The sequence below is a fragment of the Iodidimonas nitroreducens genome, assembly GCA_000710935.1.
In the GTDB taxonomy this organism is placed as follows: domain Bacteria; phylum Pseudomonadota; class Alphaproteobacteria; order Sphingomonadales; family Rhodothalassiaceae; genus Iodidimonas; species Iodidimonas nitroreducens.
On record BAYV01000029.1, the window covers coordinates 1 to 15,215 of the forward strand.

Annotated in this window: 14 protein-coding genes; 10 read left to right on the forward strand and 4 right to left on the reverse strand. The window is 57.3% G+C overall.

Annotated elements, in window-relative coordinates:
- The first annotated feature begins 83 nt into the window (after window positions 1-83).
- Window positions 84-692, forward strand: coding sequence for a 3-isopropylmalate dehydratase small subunit (leuD, locus tag AQ1_RS10900; protein ID WP_042087203.1), 609 nt, complete (start codon window positions 84-86; stop codon window positions 690-692).
- Between the two features lie 22 nt (window positions 693-714).
- On the opposite strand, the gene alc is transcribed toward leuD, so the two are convergent.
- From alc to puuE, 3 genes are read right to left on the reverse strand one after another with little or no spacing between them, the layout of a single operon-like run.
- Window positions 715-1,722 (reverse strand): allantoicase, encoded by a 1,008-nt coding sequence (gene alc / locus AQ1_RS10905; protein WP_042087205.1) that lies wholly within the window; start codon window positions 1,720-1,722, stop codon window positions 715-717.
- Between the two features lie 36 nt (window positions 1,723-1,758).
- Window positions 1,759-2,277 (reverse strand): 2-oxo-4-hydroxy-4-carboxy-5-ureidoimidazoline decarboxylase, encoded by a 519-nt coding sequence (gene uraD / locus AQ1_RS10910; protein WP_042087206.1) that lies wholly within the window; start codon window positions 2,275-2,277, stop codon window positions 1,759-1,761.
- A 19-nt stretch (window positions 2,278-2,296) separates the two neighbouring features.
- Window positions 2,297-3,187 carry an allantoinase PuuE gene (gene puuE, locus AQ1_RS10915; protein ID WP_042087256.1) on the reverse strand — a complete coding sequence of 297 codons (891 nt, stop codon included), beginning with the start codon at window positions 3,185-3,187 and terminating at the stop codon, window positions 2,297-2,299.
- A gap of 292 nt (window positions 3,188-3,479) precedes the next feature.
- Here puuE and uraH point away from each other — a divergent pair, with 292 nt between their 5' ends.
- The 7 genes from uraH to guaD are packed head-to-tail and all read left to right on the forward strand — an operon-like array spanning window position 3,480 to window position 11,770.
- On the forward strand, window positions 3,480-3,833 hold the full coding sequence (gene uraH / locus AQ1_RS10920) for a hydroxyisourate hydrolase (protein ID WP_042087209.1): 354 nt from the start codon (window positions 3,480-3,482) through the stop codon (window positions 3,831-3,833).
- Between the two features lie 3 nt (window positions 3,834-3,836).
- Window positions 3,837-5,348 carry a xanthine dehydrogenase small subunit gene (gene xdhA, locus AQ1_RS10925; protein ID WP_042087211.1) on the forward strand — a complete coding sequence of 504 codons (1,512 nt, stop codon included), beginning with the start codon at window positions 3,837-3,839 and terminating at the stop codon, window positions 5,346-5,348.
- Window positions 5,341-7,722, forward strand: a complete 2,382-nt coding sequence (gene xdhB, locus AQ1_RS10930) for a xanthine dehydrogenase molybdopterin binding subunit (protein ID WP_052371221.1) — start codon at window positions 5,341-5,343, stop codon at window positions 7,720-7,722. The genes xdhA and xdhB overlap by 8 nt, the downstream gene beginning before the upstream one ends.
- Window positions 7,715-8,746, forward strand: a complete 1,032-nt coding sequence (gene xdhC / locus AQ1_RS10935; protein WP_042087214.1) for a xanthine dehydrogenase accessory protein XdhC — start codon at window positions 7,715-7,717, stop codon at window positions 8,744-8,746. The genes xdhB and xdhC overlap by 8 nt, the downstream gene beginning before the upstream one ends.
- Window positions 8,743-9,948, forward strand: coding sequence for a urate hydroxylase PuuD (locus AQ1_RS10940; RefSeq protein WP_042087217.1), 1,206 nt, complete (start codon window positions 8,743-8,745; stop codon window positions 9,946-9,948). Before xdhC ends, AQ1_RS10940 begins: the two co-directional genes overlap by 4 nt.
- Window positions 9,945-10,463: an ureidoglycolate lyase gene (locus tag AQ1_RS10945; protein WP_042087219.1), complete on the forward strand. Its 519-nt coding sequence runs from the start codon at window positions 9,945-9,947 to the stop codon at window positions 10,461-10,463. The genes AQ1_RS10940 and AQ1_RS10945 overlap by 4 nt, the downstream gene beginning before the upstream one ends.
- The gene (gene guaD, locus AQ1_RS10950; RefSeq protein ID WP_042087220.1) at window positions 10,460-11,770 is read left to right on the forward strand and encodes a guanine deaminase; all 1,311 of its coding nucleotides are present in this window, start codon (window positions 10,460-10,462) and stop codon (window positions 11,768-11,770) included. Before AQ1_RS10945 ends, guaD begins: the two co-directional genes overlap by 4 nt.
- On the opposite strand, the gene AQ1_RS10955 is transcribed toward guaD, so the two are convergent.
- Window positions 11,749-12,579 carry a phytanoyl-CoA dioxygenase family protein gene (locus AQ1_RS10955; RefSeq protein ID WP_042087222.1) on the reverse strand — a complete coding sequence of 277 codons (831 nt, stop codon included), beginning with the start codon at window positions 12,577-12,579 and terminating at the stop codon, window positions 11,749-11,751. The two genes, guaD and AQ1_RS10955, sit on opposite strands and share 22 nt — an antisense overlap.
- 99 nt (window positions 12,580-12,678) lie before the next feature.
- On the opposite strand from AQ1_RS10955, the gene AQ1_RS10960 reads away from it, so the two are divergent.
- Both AQ1_RS10960 and add read left to right on the forward strand, forming a co-directional pair.
- The gene (locus AQ1_RS10960) at window positions 12,679-14,088 is read left to right on the forward strand and encodes an amidohydrolase family protein (RefSeq protein WP_042087261.1); all 1,410 of its coding nucleotides are present in this window, start codon (window positions 12,679-12,681) and stop codon (window positions 14,086-14,088) included.
- On the forward strand, window positions 14,085-15,092 hold the full coding sequence (gene add / locus AQ1_RS10965; protein ID WP_042087225.1) for an adenosine deaminase: 1,008 nt from the start codon (window positions 14,085-14,087) through the stop codon (window positions 15,090-15,092). Before AQ1_RS10960 ends, add begins: the two co-directional genes overlap by 4 nt.
- Window positions 15,093-15,215 lie beyond the last annotated feature (123 nt).

Below are 15,215 nucleotides of genomic sequence, written 5' to 3' on the forward strand. Positions count from 1 at the left end.
CCAGCGACGGCGGCGGCGGCGGCGATCACCGGACATCTGACCGATGTGCGCCGATTGTCATCCAAAACTGCGGAGATTGCCTGATGGAACCGTTTCAAACCGTCAAATCGGTGCCCACGCCATTTTTGCGCAATAATATCGATACTGATGTGATCATCTCGTCGCGTTATCTCAAAACCGTCTCCCGTCTTGGTTTGGGGGAGGGGACATTCGCCGCCGTGCGCTTTTTGGAGGATGGCAGCCCCGATCCGGATTGTGTATTCAATCAGCCGCGTTTTTCTGAAAGCCGGATTTTGGTCACAGGTGATAATTTCGGCTGCGGATCCAGCCGCGAACATGCTTTGTGGGGGCTGTCTGATCTGGGTTATCGCTGCATCATTGCGCCGGGATTTGCCGATATTTTTGCCTCGAATGCCTATAAAAATGGGATTCTCACTGTGGTGCTTGATCGCGCGCAGGTGGAAAAGGTCGCCGCCGAGGGCGAAGCCGGGCATGAGGTTCTGGTCGATCTGCCAAACCAAAGCCTGCGCCTTTTGGATGGCACGGTCTATGAGTTCAGCCTTGATCCCTTTCGCCGCAAATGCCTGTTGGAAGGGTTGGATGAGGTGGGCCTCACCCTGAAAGATCATGGCGAGGCCATTGCTGCCTTTGAAGCCCAACAAAAGCAGCAGATGCCCTGGTTATATCGCTGATCATGGGTCCTGACCCTAGGCTTTATCGTGCATCCTGAAGATGGGGCAGGCCATAAAGCCGCAGGCGGCTGACCCCGCCATCGGGATGGATATTGAGCCGCACATGGCTCACCGGCCCGATCTGTTTAATGCCATCGGTGATCAGATGTTCGTCATCAGCCTGCAAGGGATTCGGCGGTAGAAGCGTATCCCAGAATTGCGATTGCACGATCAGCAGTTCATCGGGGCTATGGGGGCAAAAAGCGGCCTGCAAAGAAAATTGATCGGGATAATTGCCTTTGAAATGGGCGGTATCGATCAGGATTTTTGAAATCACCCCGGGGCAGCCAAGGGCAAGGATCGCCCAATCATGGCCCGGCTCGCGGCGGCGGCGGGTTTCCCAGCCATCGCCCATATCAACGCCCCTGCCGGGTGCGATCAGATTGTCGGGCCTGCCAAAATGGGCATCATTGGCGGCCACCGCCCGGCCTCCATGGACCAAAGCCGCCAGATCGATGGGCTCGCCGCTTGTTAGGCGGGCGGGATCGAAATCGATATGGCCATAAACGCGCAGCCGCGCCACCCCGCCATCGGGATAGATATTGAGCCGCACATGGCTGGCCTTCATCGGCTGCGGCAGGCGGATCAGCAGACGATCATTCCCGGCCAGTGCGGTGATGCCGATGGCTTCGAGCCATGGGGCCCGATCATCGGGGATTTCATCCGTGCTCTGGCACAGATCGATCGAGGCGGCGGGGGGAAAATTGCCGGTAAAATGGCGGGTATCGATCTCGAACGCTGCGATCAGCCCGGCATGGCCCAGTCTGATGATGCAATGATCATGGCCCGGCCCGCGCTTGCGGCGGCTTTCCCAGCCATCCATCCATTTGCCATTCGCATCATATTTTCCGGGGATGAACTGCGGCTCTGTGGGATCGATCAGCCGGGATTTATCGGCAAAAAAATCATCATTGGCAAAAACCACCTGACTGCCAAGGCGCGGGCTGGCGAGGTCTGTCCATCCCCTGTCGATCACGGGTGCGGCCTGCATGCTGTCGTCTCCATCTGGAAAAAAAGGGGTGTGAGTTCAAGCTTCCATCGCATCGAGACGCAGACGGGCGATTTTATGGATTTCAGCCATGGCCGTTTGGAATTCCTGTCCGGCATCATGCTCCAAACGGCGTTCAAAAGCATTGAGGATCGCATCGGCATCCAGCCCGCGCACGGCGATGATGAAGGGAAAACCAAAGCGCGATTTATAGGCCTGATTAAGGGTTTTGAACCGGGCGAATTGTTCTGGCGACAAACGATCAAGGCCCGCCCCCGCCTGTTCGGTGGTGGAATCCTTCGATAAAGCCCCGGCCAAAGCCGCCTTGCCCGCCAGATCGGGATGCGCTTTGATGAGGTTCAGTTTTTCATCATGGCTGGCTGCCTCCACAGTCTTGTGCATGGCTTCATGCAGGCGATCCGCCTGATCAAGGCTGCCGCCGGGCACAAGCGACCATATCCGCTCGGCCACCCAGGGGGAATGTTCGTAAATGCCGCCATAAGCCGTGATGAAATCGGATTCCGTCAGGGACGAAGGGCGAGGGGTCAGCTTTGGCATGTCATAAACTCCCGATTTTTCAGTCTTGGGGTGCCGGATGGGTGGCGATCCAATGGCGGGCAATATCCACCCGCCGACAAATCCATAGATCGTCAAAGCCCTGCACATAATCAAGAAAGCGTTTGAGCGCGGCTATCCTTCCCGGCCTGCCAACGATCCGGCAATGCAGCCCCACCGACATCATGCGCGGCACCGTCGTCCCTTCGGCATAAAGCACATCAAAGCTGTCTTTCAGATAGTGGAAAAACTGCTCGCCGCTATTGAAGCCCTGCACCGTTGCAAAGCGCATATCATTGGCATCAAGGGTATAGGGGACGACGAGATGCGGCTTACCTGCGGGGCGGGTCCAGAAGGGCAGATCATCATTATAATCATCGGCATCATAAAGAAATCCGCCTTCTTCGGCAATGATCCGGCGGCTATTGGGGCCGGTGCGGCCCGTATACCAGCCCAGCGGACGGCTGCCGGTGATTTTTTGGTGAACTGCGATGGCCTTTTCCAGATGGGCGCGTTCGATCTCTTCCGGCACGGATTGATAATCGATCCAGCGATAGCCGTGCGAACAGATTTCATGGCCATCGAGAAGCGCCCGCTCCGCCACCGCCGGATTGCGCTCCAAGGCCATGGCCACCGCAAAAAGGGTGAGGGGCATCCGATAGGCGGAAAACAGATCGAGCAACCGCCAAACGCCCACCCGGCTGCCATATTCATAAAGCGATTCCATGCTCATATGGCGGGCGTGCTCGATGCGCGGGGCATTGACGATTTCCGACAGGAACATTTCCGCCTCATCATCGCCATGCAATATGGATCGCTCGCCACCCTCCTCATAATTCAAAACGAATTGCAAGGCGAGGCGGGCTTTTCCCGGCCATTGCGCCTGTGGCGGGGTGGGGCCATAGCCGATCATGTCGCGGGGATAGGGGGTCGGTGTCACGGTTATTTCCTGTTGATGGAAAGGGCGGGAATGCGGGCGTTCGTCGCGATTATAAATTAACGGTTTACGATATCGACAAAAATTGTAAACTTGGCGGATGAAAATTGCTAACAATTTATCTTGTGTGTCTCGCAGATCGTTTGGCCCCTTTCAGCCCTGATCATCGCGGGTCTTTGTTATTGGCATAAAGATGTCTCAGGATCAGGATAAGATTGAAGGGCCGGATTTTTCGGCAAAACAGGATTTGAGGAAGGATTGAGGCTTCATGGCCGGATTGACAACACATATTCTCGATACCACCCATGGCACACCGGCGGCAGGGGTCAGCATTCGCCTTTATGCCCGCAATGATGATGGCGACGCTTTGTTGCTGACCACGAAAACCAATTCCGATGGCCGTTGCGATCAGCCTTTGATCGCTGCCGAAGATCTGAAAATTGGCCGCTATCGTCTTGAATTTGATGTGGCTTCCTATTTTGCCGGAAAGGCTGTTGATCTGCCCGATCCACCATTTCTTGATCAGGTGGTCATAAATTTTGGTGTCAATGACGCCAAGGCGCATTATCATGTGCCTTTATTGGTTTCGCCCTTTGGCTATAGCACCTATCGTGGAAGTTGAATAATGCCCGGCACGGTTCGTTTTTATCTTAATCAAATATTGGTCGACGTGCCGGTAACGGATTGCACGCAATCGGTTCTGGGGGCTTTGCGCTATGGGCTGGCTTTGACCGGCAGCAAGGAAGGTTGCGCGGAAGGCGATTGCGGTGCTTGTACCATCGTCATCGGGGCGCTGGAAAATGGGCGGGTGCACTATCGTGCGGTGAATGCCTGCATCCTGTTTCTGCCTGAACTGGATGGGAAGGATGTTTTCACTGTCGAGGGTCTGGCGCAGAAAAATGGCGGTCTGCATCCGGTGCAGCAGGCGATGGTCGATCTTCATGGATCGCAATGCGGCTTTTGCACGCCGGGCTTTGTGATGTCGCTTTATGCCCATTATCTGAATGATGGATCATTCGACCGGCAGGTTTTAAAGGATGTTCTGGCGGGCAATCTGTGCCGCTGCACCGGCTATGGCCCGATCCTTGATGCCGGAGAGGCGGTGGGGCGGCAATTGGCGAGTGCGGCCAATGCCCGACCCGAGATCGATGGCGCCGCGCAACGGCTTGCGGCGATCCGGCGCAGCGCAATGCTTGATATCACCGTGCCATGCCCGATCACCGGCGTGCCTCAGCATTATCAGGCCCCTCGCAATAGCGATGAACTGGCAAAGGCCCTGATGGTGGCCCCCGATGCCACAATTTTGGCGGGGGGCACTGATGTTGGGTTGTGGGTCACCAAGCAGCATCGGCGCTTGCAGCATCTGATTTCGATCACCGCTATCGATGATCTGCGCAGCATCACGGACGATGAAAAAGAGATCACCATCGGTGCGGCGGTGCGCCATAGCGATGCGATGGCCGCCCTTGCCGCCCTTCATCCTGATATCGGGGAATTATGGCGGCGATTTGGCTCGGTTCAGGTGCGGAATTCGGGCACATTGGGGGGCAATATCGCCAATGGCTCGCCGATTGGCGATAGCATGCCGCCTTTGATTGCCCTGGGGGCCAGCATCACCCTGCGCCATGGCGATCAGCGGCGCACCGTGCCCCTTCAGGATTATTTTCTGGCCTATGGGCGGCAGGGTCGCACGCCCGGCGAATTTGTCGAACATATCCGGGTGCCGAAAATCGAGGCCAATCAGCATCTTCGCTGTTATAAAATCTCCAAGCGCTTTGATCAGGATATTTCGGCGCTGTGCTTTGCCCTTTTCGTGCATGTGGTTGATGATCATGTGAAGGCGGTGCGGATCGCCTTCGGTGGCATGGCCGCCACCCCGAAACGCGCAGAGCATGCCGAGCAGGCCTTGCTGGGCAAAGCATGGGATGAGCCACAGATAAATGCGGCGATGGCAGCTTTGGGCCAGGATTTCACACCTTTAAGCGATATGCGGGCCAGCGCCGATTATCGCATGATGGCGGCCCGCAATGTGCTCTATAAGGCCTGGCTCGAACTCTCCGGCACATCCGGGCCTTTGCGGCTGGTGGGTCCGGGTGCCGATCCACAGGCCATGGTGGGGGAGGCAGCCCATGACTGATGTAAAAATGGCTGATGTAAAAACCGAAAAGCCCAAGGCCCCGATCAGCGGCGGGGTGGCCACAGCCATCGCCCATGATAGCGCCGCCAAGCATGTGGCCGGCAGCGCCCGCTATGTGGATGATCTGCCCGAGCCCAAAGGCCTGCTGCATCTTTATGCCCTGCAAAGCCCCCATGCTCATGCCCGCATCACCGCGATGGATCTGGATGCGGTGCGCGCGGCCCCCGGGGTGGCGATGGTGGTGACGGCGGCGGATTTGCCCGCCGCAAACCAGATTGGTGCGGTGTTCAAGGATGAGCCGCTGCTGGCCGATGGGCTGGTGCATTATGCGGGCCATCCGGTGGCGGTGGTGGCGGCCAATAGCATCGATCAGGCCCGCCATGCCGCCAGCCTTGCCCAGATCAGCTATGAGGTGCTGGCACCGATTTTGACGATTGCTGATGCCCATCAGGCCGGATCTTATCTTGAGCCGCCGCAAAAAATGGCGCGGGGCGATGCCAGCAAAGCCCTGAAGGCTGCCGCCCATCGTTTGCAGGGCCAGCTTGCGGTGAATGGGCAGGATCATTTTTATCTGGAAGGGCAGGTGGCTTTGGCCATTCCCGGCGAAGATGAAGATGTGCATATCACTTCCAGCACCCAGCATCCCAGCGAGCTTCAGCATCTGGTGGCCGAAGTTTTGGGGGTGGCCAATCATGCGGTTTCGGTTGAGGTGCGGCGCATGGGCGGGGGCTTTGGCGGCAAGGAAAGCCAACCGGCGATTTTTGCGGCCTTGGCGGCTGTGGTGGCAAAACACACAGGGCGACCGGCGAAATTCCGCCTTGATCGCGATGATGATATGGTGATCACCGGCAAGCGCCATGAAGCGCTGATCACCTATGATGTCGGCTTTGATGCCGATGGGCGGATCGAGGGGATTGCCTTTGAGCAGTTCATCCGCTGTGGCTATGCGGCGGATCTGTCTTTGGCGGTTTCTGATCGGGCCATGTTTCACGCCGATAATGCCTATTTTCTGCCGCATGTGGAGATCACATCTTTTCGTTGCCGCACGCACAGCGTTTCCAATACCGCCTTTCGGGGCTTTGGCGGGCCGCAAGGGGTGATCGGTATCGAACGGGTGATGGATGATATCGCCGCTTTTTTGGGGAAAGACCCTTATGCGGTGCGCTGCCTCAATCTTTATGGCGGAGCGGGGCGCGATCTTACCCCTTATCATCAGCAGGTGACGGATAATGTGATTGGCCAGATCATGGCCGATCTGGCGGATGAGACCGATTATGCCGCCCGCCGTGCTGCGGTGCAGGCCTTTAATGAAAGCCATCGCTGGCAGAAAAAGGGATTGGCGCTCACCCCGGTGAAATTCGGCATATCCTTTACCGCCACCCATCTCAATCAGGCGGGGGCTTTGGTGCATCTTTATGCCGATGGCTCGGTGCATCTCAATCATGGTGGCACGGAAATGGGTCAGGGCCTGATGACCAAGGTGGCGCAGGTGGTGGCGGAAGAATTCCAGATCGATCTCAGCCGCATCAAGATCACCGCCACCCATACCGGCAAGGTGCCCAATAGCTCGGCTACGGCGGCCTCATCGGGATCGGATCTCAATGGCATGGCAGCCCAGGCGGCGGCGCGCACCATCAAAAACAGGCTGATCGATTTTGCCTGCGAAAAAGCCGGTGTCGGCAGGGATCAGGTGCGGTTTGAAGCCAATCGGGTGGTGATCGGCAATGAAGAGATCAGCTTTGATGCTTTGGTGCGCGAGGCTTATTTCGCGCGCATTTCCCTGTCATCCACCGGTTTTTATAAAACCCCCGATATTCATTATGATCGGGCGAAGCATCAGGGCCGCCCTTTTTATTATTATGCCTATGGGGCGGCGCTTTCCGAAGTGGTGATCGATGTGCTGACCGGGGAAAGCCGGGTGCTGGCGGTTGATATCCTTCATGATGTGGGGCGCTCCCTTAATCCCGCGGTGGATAAAGGCCAGATCGAAGGGGGCTTCATCCAGGGCATGGGCTGGCTGACCACCGAAGAGCTGGTTTTTGACGCCGATGGCCGGCTGCGCACCCATGCGCCATCCACCTATAAAATCCCGGCGGCCAGCGATCGCCCCGATCATTTCCGCATCAGCTTGTTTGATAATGCCAATAAGGAAGCCACCATTCATCGCTCGAAAGCGGTGGGCGAGCCCCCCTTCATGTTGGCAATATCGGTGCATTCCGCCCTTGTGGATGCCTTGGCAAGCCTCGCCGATGGGCCGGTGCGCCCCTGTCTTGATGCCCCGGCCACCCCGGAAGCGATCCTGCAGGCGATCCATCAAACCGGGCTGGGGGCCGTGGGGATGAAGGCTTTTGCCGGATCGCTCGATCATGGCTGATCGCGGTGCCTTGATCGATCTGATCCCGGCGTCCCCATCGGCTTTCATGCTGGTGAGTGTGGTGGCCGCTTATGGCTCGGTGCCGCGCGGCCCGGGGGCGGTGATGTGCGTGATGCCCGATGGCCTATCGGGCACGATTGGCGGCGGAGCTTTGGAATATCAGGCGATCCAACTGGCCCGGGATGCGCTGGCCGCAGGCGCCGATCCCTTTCTGCGCGATTTTGCTTTGGGGCCGAAGCTTGATCAATGCTGCGGCGGGCGGGTTACCTTATTGTTTGATCCTTTTGATGCCAGCGATCGTCCCTTGCTCGATGCCATGGCGGGCGACCCGCAGGCCCTGTTGCAGACCCATCCTGGCCCTTCGGCGGGCCAGCCTCATCATCGGTTGATCACCCGATCACAGTGCCCGGATGGATTGGCGGCGGATCGGGCGGTAGCGCTTTATGATGGGGCAGGGCGTTGCTTTGAGCCATCCATGCCTGTCGCTGTGGACGACATCGCCTCGGTCATCCAAAATTGTGGCTCGCCTTATGCGCCCCTTTATATGTTTGGCGCGGGGCATGTAGGCCGGGCTGTGGCGGCAGTTCTCGCCCCTTTGCCCTTTGATGTGCATTGGATCGATCAACGGGCCGATGCCTTTCCCGCCGATGCCCCGCCCCATATTCGCCAGCATAGGGTGCCTGATCCCAAAGCCCTTGTGGCCTCGGCCCCGGCGGGGGCGCTTTATCTGATTTTTACCCATTCGCATCCGCTGGATTTCGAGATCACGGCGGCTGTTCTGGCGCGCGGCGATAGCCGCTATTGCGGGCTGATCGGATCGGAAACCAAGCGGGCGCGGTTTATCAAGCGTTTTCGGGATGAAGAACATCTGGACGAAGCCCGGATCGGCAGGCTCACTTGTCCTATCGGCCTCGATGGGCCGCCGGGCAAGGAGCCAGAGGTGATCGCCATTGCCGTTGCCGCCGAGCTTTTGCACATCGTGCGGGGCGCTGATCAGCCCATGGAAGGGAGAGCGGGACTGTGACCATTGATTGGGTAAGCTGGATTGGCCTTGCCATCCGCTGGCTGCATGTGATCACCGGCATTGCCTGGATCGGGGCCTCATTCTATTTCGTGTGGCTTGATAATAATCTGCGCAAAGGGCCCCATAGCCAGCCCGGCGAGGCGGGGGATCTGTGGGCTGTGCATGGCGGCGGATTTTACCATAACAAGAAATATCTGGTAGCTCCCGATGATCTGCCCGAACATCTGCACTGGTTCAAATATGAAGCCTATTTCACCTGGATCAGCGGCTTTCTTCTGTTGGGGGTGGTTTATTATTATGGGGCCACGCTCTATCTGATCGATCCCTTGAAGGCTGATCTCAGCCAGATCGAGGCGATTGTCATCGGTTTGGGTTCGCTCGTCGCAAGCTGGCTCATTTATGATGCTTTGTGTCGATCCCCCCTTGGCCGCCATCATCGGCTTTTGGGGGTGATCTGGTTTGCGCTGTTAACGGCGGCGGCCTATGGGCTTGATCAGGTTTTCTCCGGTCGGGGGGCCTATATCCATGTGGGGGCGATGATCGGCACGGCGATGGTGGCGAATGTTTTTTTCATCATCATTCCCAATCAGAAAAAGGTGGTGGCGGCCATGCTGCGCGGCGATCAGCCCGATCCGGCGCTGGGGATAGCCGCCAAGCAGCGATCACTGCACAATAATTACATGACCCTGCCGGTCTTGTTCATCATGGTCTCGAACCATTATCCCATGACCTTTTCCAATCCCTATGGCTGGGCGGTGCTGGCGGGGATTTCGCTTTCCGGCATCATCATCCGGCATTTTTTCAATCTGCGTCATCATGGCAAAACCCATGGCGGGTTGATCGCTCTGGCCGTGGCGATTTTTGTGCTGACCATGATCTTTGCCGCCGATATGCAGCATCGGGCGCAAGCCGCACTGAAGCCTGATGGGGCGATCAGCTATGCCGATGTTGAACCGATCATCAGCCGCCATTGCACAAGCTGCCATGCCGCCCAGCCCAGCCATGAATTTTTCGAGATCACCCCCGCCGATGTGATGCTGGAAACCAAGGCGCAGCTTGAGCAACATGCCGCGCGGGTGCGGGCGCAGGCGGTGGAGGCCGATATCATGCCCTTGGGCAATGAAACGGGGATGACACCGGCAGAACGCGCCCGGCTTGGGGCCTATCTTGATCAACTGCGCGATCAAAAGAGCGCGCCATGACCGCTGAAAGCAGGACCATAACGCCCCGGGCTTTAACGCCAGAAGCCTTCGCCCCTTATGGCGATGTGATGATGGTGGAAACGACAGCCAAACATTTCGAGATCAATGAAGGGCACACGACCCGCTTTCATGATCTGGCCCGCCTTGATCTCGAACGGGATGGCGGGCATCCGCTGCTCAGCATATTTCGCAGCCAGCCCAAAGCCCTGCCTTTAATTCTTGAGGTGATGGAGCGCCATCCACTGGGATCGCAGGCCTTTTATCCCTTGAGCCCCCGGCCTTATCTGGTGGTGGTGGCCCCGCCCGGGGATTTTGATCCGGCGGCGGTGGTGGCCTTCCTCGTCCGGCCCGATCAGGGGGTGAATTATCATGCGGGCACATGGCATCATTATTCCCTCGCCCTTGATGAGACGAGCGATTTTCTGGTGATCGACCGGGGCGGGCCCGGCGATAATCTTGCTGAAGTGCGCTTGTCCCCGCCTATCAGGATCGATCTGGAGGGGGGCGCATCATGACCGTTACCGCCCATCGCGGGGAGATTTTCACTCTGAAGGATGATCCCGCCCTTGGCCCGGATGCCATTGTTCATCATCTGGATGGCCTGTTGATCATCGAGGATGGCAGGATCACCGATTGTGGTGATTTCAGCGCACTTTCCCCGCAACTGGCCACGGATCAGCATGTGACACACCATGAAAACGGGCTGATCGTGCCCGGCTTTGTGGATGCCCATGTGCATTTCCCGCAGATGGGGATGATCGCCAGCCCGGGCCGCCAATTGATGGAATGGTTGCGCGATTATACCTTCCCCGCCGAGCTGGATTTTGCCGATCCCGATCATTGCCAGGCGGCAGCACCGCTTTTTCTGGATGCACTGCTGGCCCATGGCACCACATCGGCGCTGGTTTTCGGCACCGTGCACAGCCAATCGGTTGAGGCTTTGTTTGAAGCCGCCCTCGCCCTTGATATGCGCCTGATTGCGGGCAAAGTTTTAATGGATCGCGATGCCCCTGCGGGCTTGCTCGAAAGTGCTGCGGATGGCTATGCGGCCAGCAAAAAGCTGATCGAGCGTTGGCATCATGTGGGGCGGCTTGGCTATGCCGTCACCCCGCGCTTTGCCCCCACCTGCTCGGATGAGAGCCTTGCCAGTGCGGGGCGGCTTCTGGCGGAACATCGTGATATTCTGATGCAAACCCATCTGGCGGAAAACCTGTCTGAATGTGCTCATGTGGCGGCACTTTTTCCCGATGCCCGGGATTATCTCGATGTGTATGCTCGCCATGGATTGCTGGGGGATCGCTCGGTTTTCGCCCATGGCATTCATCTGGATGATGATGCGATAAAAAGGCTGGCCGAGGCGCGTTCGGCGGTGGCCTTCTGTCCCACATCCAATCTGTTTTTAGGCAGTGGCCTGATGCGCTATGAAGCGATGCGCAAGGCCGGTGTGCCCTTGGGTTTGGGCACGGATATCGGTGCGGGCACCAGCCTGTCGCTTCTTGATACCATGGCTGAAGCCTATAAGGTGGCGCATCTGGGCGGGGTGGTGATCGGGGCTTATGAGGCCTTTTATCACGCAACATTGGGCGGCGCGCGGGCGCTTCATATCGATCAGGCGGTGGGCAGCCTTCAGCCGGGGCGGGAGGCGGATTTTCTGGTTCTGGATTATGCCGCAACCCCCATCATGGCGCAGCGCATGGCCCGCGCCCAAAGCCTTGAGGAACGCCTGTTCATCCTGATGATGCTGGGCGATGATCGGGCGGTGCGTCATGTGTATCTGGCCGGAAATCCGGCGCCCAGGCTTTATGCGCGAGCCTTATCATGAGCCGGGATGAGCATATTCAGCACGGGATCGTTTTTGACGATGCGCTTGCCATCTTCCTCGATGAAGCACAGGCCATCGGGCATCAATTGGATGATCAGCGCCTTGCGGATGCCATTGCTGATATTGGCCCCTGTTTTGTGCGGGGTGAGGGACGAGAAAATCACCATATCGCCAGCCTTGGCCGGAACACAGATGGCGGTGTCCTCAATTTGGGGCTGATCGGCGCCGCGCAGGCGGATTCCATCGGGGGTGCTGTCGTGGATCAGGGTGCCCAAACGATGGATGCCGGGCAAAATCCACGGGCAGCCATTATCGCGGGTGGCATCATTCAGCGCGATCCAGCAGGTGATATAGGGCTGGGGATCGGTGAAGGTATAGCCATTATCCTGATGCCAAGGAAAGATGCGGGCTTTTTCCGGCTTTTTATAAACCGCCTGATCCCAATAGAGCCGCAGATCGGGGCCGATGAGATCATGACCGATGGCGGCAAAGAGCGGGCTTGTGACCAGATCGCGCACCGCTTTGGAATGGACCACCAGATTGCGGGCAAAGCTGATGGCATCGGCTTTATAGCGAAAGCTGCGCCCGCCATCCAGATTAAGAGTGGTATCGCCGATCCCGGCTTCGATGGGATCGATATCGGCCATCAGGCGTTGGAGCCAGTCCGTGCCAAGGGCCTTGGGCAGCTTGATATAGCCCGCTTCATTGAACTGTTGCACCTGATCGGGGCTGAGATAGGTGAGACCATCGGTGGGGCGGTCGGGAAAGATGAAATCGCGATTGCGGGGGTCGGGAACGAATGGGGTCATGGGATGGCTTTTTGCTTTCACTGAACGGATAAGGCTTGTGCTGCCCCATCATAAGGCTTTGAACCAGATTTTAAAAGACAGGGAAAAAGGATGACATCGATGTTCAGATTTGTTGCAGCCCTTTGCGTGGGCCTGATCGGCGCCCCTTTGGCGCAGGCCGAAAAAGTTGATCTTCTGATAACCAATGCAACGCTTGTGACCATGGATGGCAGCCGACAGGTGATCGACCAGGGCGTGGTGGCGATCCGCGACCGTTTGATTGTCAAGGTTGGCGGACCCGCGCTTGCCGCCGATTATGAGCCCGAGCGGCTGATCGACGCCGGGGGGGATATCGTGATGCCCGGCATGATCAATCTGCATAATCATATCTCGATGGTCGCCTTTCGGGGGCTGGGGGAATATGAGGTTGAAAATCTGCTGTTCGATGTGATGTTCCCGCTTGAGAAGGAATTGCTCAACCGCCAGCTTATCCGCGTATCGGCCCGGCAATCGGCGATCGAACTGGCGATGGGCGGCGTCACCAGCTTTGCCGATATGTATTATCATGAAGATGAAGTGGCCATTGCTGTCAAGGATGTGGGTCTGCGCGGTGTTTTGGGGCAAACGGTGATCGGTTTCCCGGTGGTTGATTCCCCAAAACCCTATGGTGGGCTTGCCTATGCCGAAGATTTCATCAGGAAATATCAAGGCGATGAACTGATCACCCCGGCGATTGCCCCCCATGCCCCCTATACTGTGGATAAGGAGCAATTGCTGGCGGCCAAGGCGATTTCCGATCAATATGATGTGCCGATGCTGATGCATCTGGTGGAATTTCCCAATGAATATGAGATGGTGCTCGAACGCCATCCCGACATGGCGAATTATCGTTCGGAAATCAGCTATCTCGATCAGATCGGCTTTTTGGGGCCGAAGCTTCTAGCCGCCCATGTGCTGTATCTGGATGATGCGGATATGGACTTGTTGAAGGCACGCGGGGTGGGGGTTTCCCATAATCCCAAAGCCAATTCCAAAGGGGCCAGCGGCATTTCACCGGCTTGGGAAATGATGAAAAAGGGGCTGGATATCGGCCTTGGCACCGATGGGCCGATGAGCTCAAACCAAATGGATATCCTGACCGTGATGCATTATGTGGCATCGGTGGCGCGCCTGCGCCTGATGGATGCCACCCCTTATACACCACTTGAGCTTGTTGAAATGGCGACCATTGGCGGCGCCCAAGCCCTTGATCGCGGCGACGATCTTGGCTCCCTCGAAGCGGGCAAGCTGGCCGATCTGATCATCATCGATCGCGATGCCCCCAATATGCAGCCGGGCTATGATGTTTATGCCGCGATTGCTTTTGGTGCCTATCCCGGGAATGTTGAAACCACCATCGTCAATGGGCAGGTGGTGATGCATGATCGGATGATTGAAACCGTTGATCTGGCAGCCCATGAAGCGGAATGGACCGAGGTGAAAAGCCGTGTCGAGGCCTTTGCCAAAACCCTGGAGGGCGGCATCCGATGAGCGCGGATCCATCAGCCTTTTCCTTGCCCCCGATGGCGGAGTTGCATTGCCATTTGGAAGGCACCGTTTCGCCCGCCATGGCGATGAAGCTGGGGGCGCGCCATGGCATGGATCTGCAGGGGCTTTTGGATGCGCATGGCGCTTATGCCTGGGATAATTTCCATGAGTTTCTGGCATCCTATGATGCCATGGCCAAAGCGATCCAAACGCCGGAAGATTATTTCGATATCACCTATGATTATTATGCCGCCATGGCCCGGCGCGGCCTGATTTATGGTGAAAGCTTTGTGTCGCCCGATCATGGGCAGTATCATGGCCTGTCTTATCCCACGCTTATCGATGCCATTTCGGCGGCGATGCAAAAGGCCGAAGCCGATTTCGGGATCACCGCCCGGATTATTCTGATCGCCGTGCGCCATTATGGGGTGGAGCGGGCCAAAGCGGTGGCCGAACTCGCCCATCGCCATCCCCATCCCATGGTTGTGGGATTTGGCATGGGGGGTGATGAGCATTATCTGCATCCGGCTGATTTTAAACAGGCTTTTGCTCGCGCGGCTGATGCCGGATTGGGGCTGACCTGCCATGCCGGGGAGGTGATGGGCCCCGAAAGCATCAAGGCCACCATTGATGCCCTTGCGGTCAGCCGGATCGGCCATGGGGTGCGGGCCATCGAAGATCCGGCCCTTGTGGATGAATTGCGCGACAAGGGGATCGTTTTGGAACTGTGTCCGGGATCGAATGTCGCTTTGGGCGTTTATCCTGAACGATCCACGCATCCTTTGGCGGCCCTGATCCAAAGCGGATTGAAAATCACCCTCAATTCCGATGATCCGCCCTTTTTCCATACGGATATCGAACAGGAATATCGCAATGCCTCTTTGTTTGAGAGCCTGGATGCTGCAGATCTCCGGCAATTAACCCGGCAGGCCATCAGCGCCGCTTTTTGCGATGACAAGACAAAACAACGCCTGCTGAACACCATCGCGGATGACCCAGAAAGCTGACTATATAGTCAGGAAAAGGGGTGTTTTCGTAGGTTTTTCGCGATAAACGCGCCTAACTGATGCTTTGTTGCAACAGATGGCTAATTTCTTGATTGAATCATCAAATCTATTGTTAACAATCTG

Excerpts from the sequence above, each read along its gene's own strand:
- alc (WP_042087205.1), bottom strand. The coding sequence starts at position 1,722 with ATGCAGGCCGCACCCGTGATCGACAGGGGATGGACAGACCTCGCCAGC.
- xdhC (WP_042087214.1), top strand. The coding sequence starts at position 7,715 with ATGGCTGATCGCGGTGCCTTGATCGATCTGATCCCGGCGTCCCCATCG.
- uraD (WP_042087206.1), bottom strand. The coding sequence starts at position 2,277 with ATGCCAAAGCTGACCCCTCGCCCTTCGTCCCTGACGGAATCCGATTTC.
- AQ1_RS10960 (WP_042087261.1), top strand. The coding sequence starts at position 12,679 with ATGTTCAGATTTGTTGCAGCCCTTTGCGTGGGCCTGATCGGCGCCCCT.
- guaD (WP_042087220.1), top strand. The coding sequence starts at position 10,460 with ATGACCGTTACCGCCCATCGCGGGGAGATTTTCACTCTGAAGGATGAT.
- add (WP_042087225.1), top strand. The coding sequence starts at position 14,085 with ATGAGCGCGGATCCATCAGCCTTTTCCTTGCCCCCGATGGCGGAGTTG.
- AQ1_RS10945 (WP_042087219.1), top strand. The coding sequence starts at position 9,945 with ATGACCGCTGAAAGCAGGACCATAACGCCCCGGGCTTTAACGCCAGAA.
- xdhB (WP_052371221.1), top strand. The coding sequence starts at position 5,341 with ATGACTGATGTAAAAATGGCTGATGTAAAAACCGAAAAGCCCAAGGCC.
- xdhA (WP_042087211.1), top strand. The coding sequence starts at position 3,837 with ATGCCCGGCACGGTTCGTTTTTATCTTAATCAAATATTGGTCGACGTG.
- AQ1_RS10955 (WP_042087222.1), bottom strand. The coding sequence starts at position 12,579 with ATGACCCCATTCGTTCCCGACCCCCGCAATCGCGATTTCATCTTTCCC.
- uraH (WP_042087209.1), top strand. The coding sequence starts at position 3,480 with ATGGCCGGATTGACAACACATATTCTCGATACCACCCATGGCACACCG.
- leuD (WP_042087203.1), top strand. The coding sequence starts at position 84 with ATGGAACCGTTTCAAACCGTCAAATCGGTGCCCACGCCATTTTTGCGC.
- puuE (WP_042087256.1), bottom strand. The coding sequence starts at position 3,187 with ATGATCGGCTATGGCCCCACCCCGCCACAGGCGCAATGGCCGGGAAAA.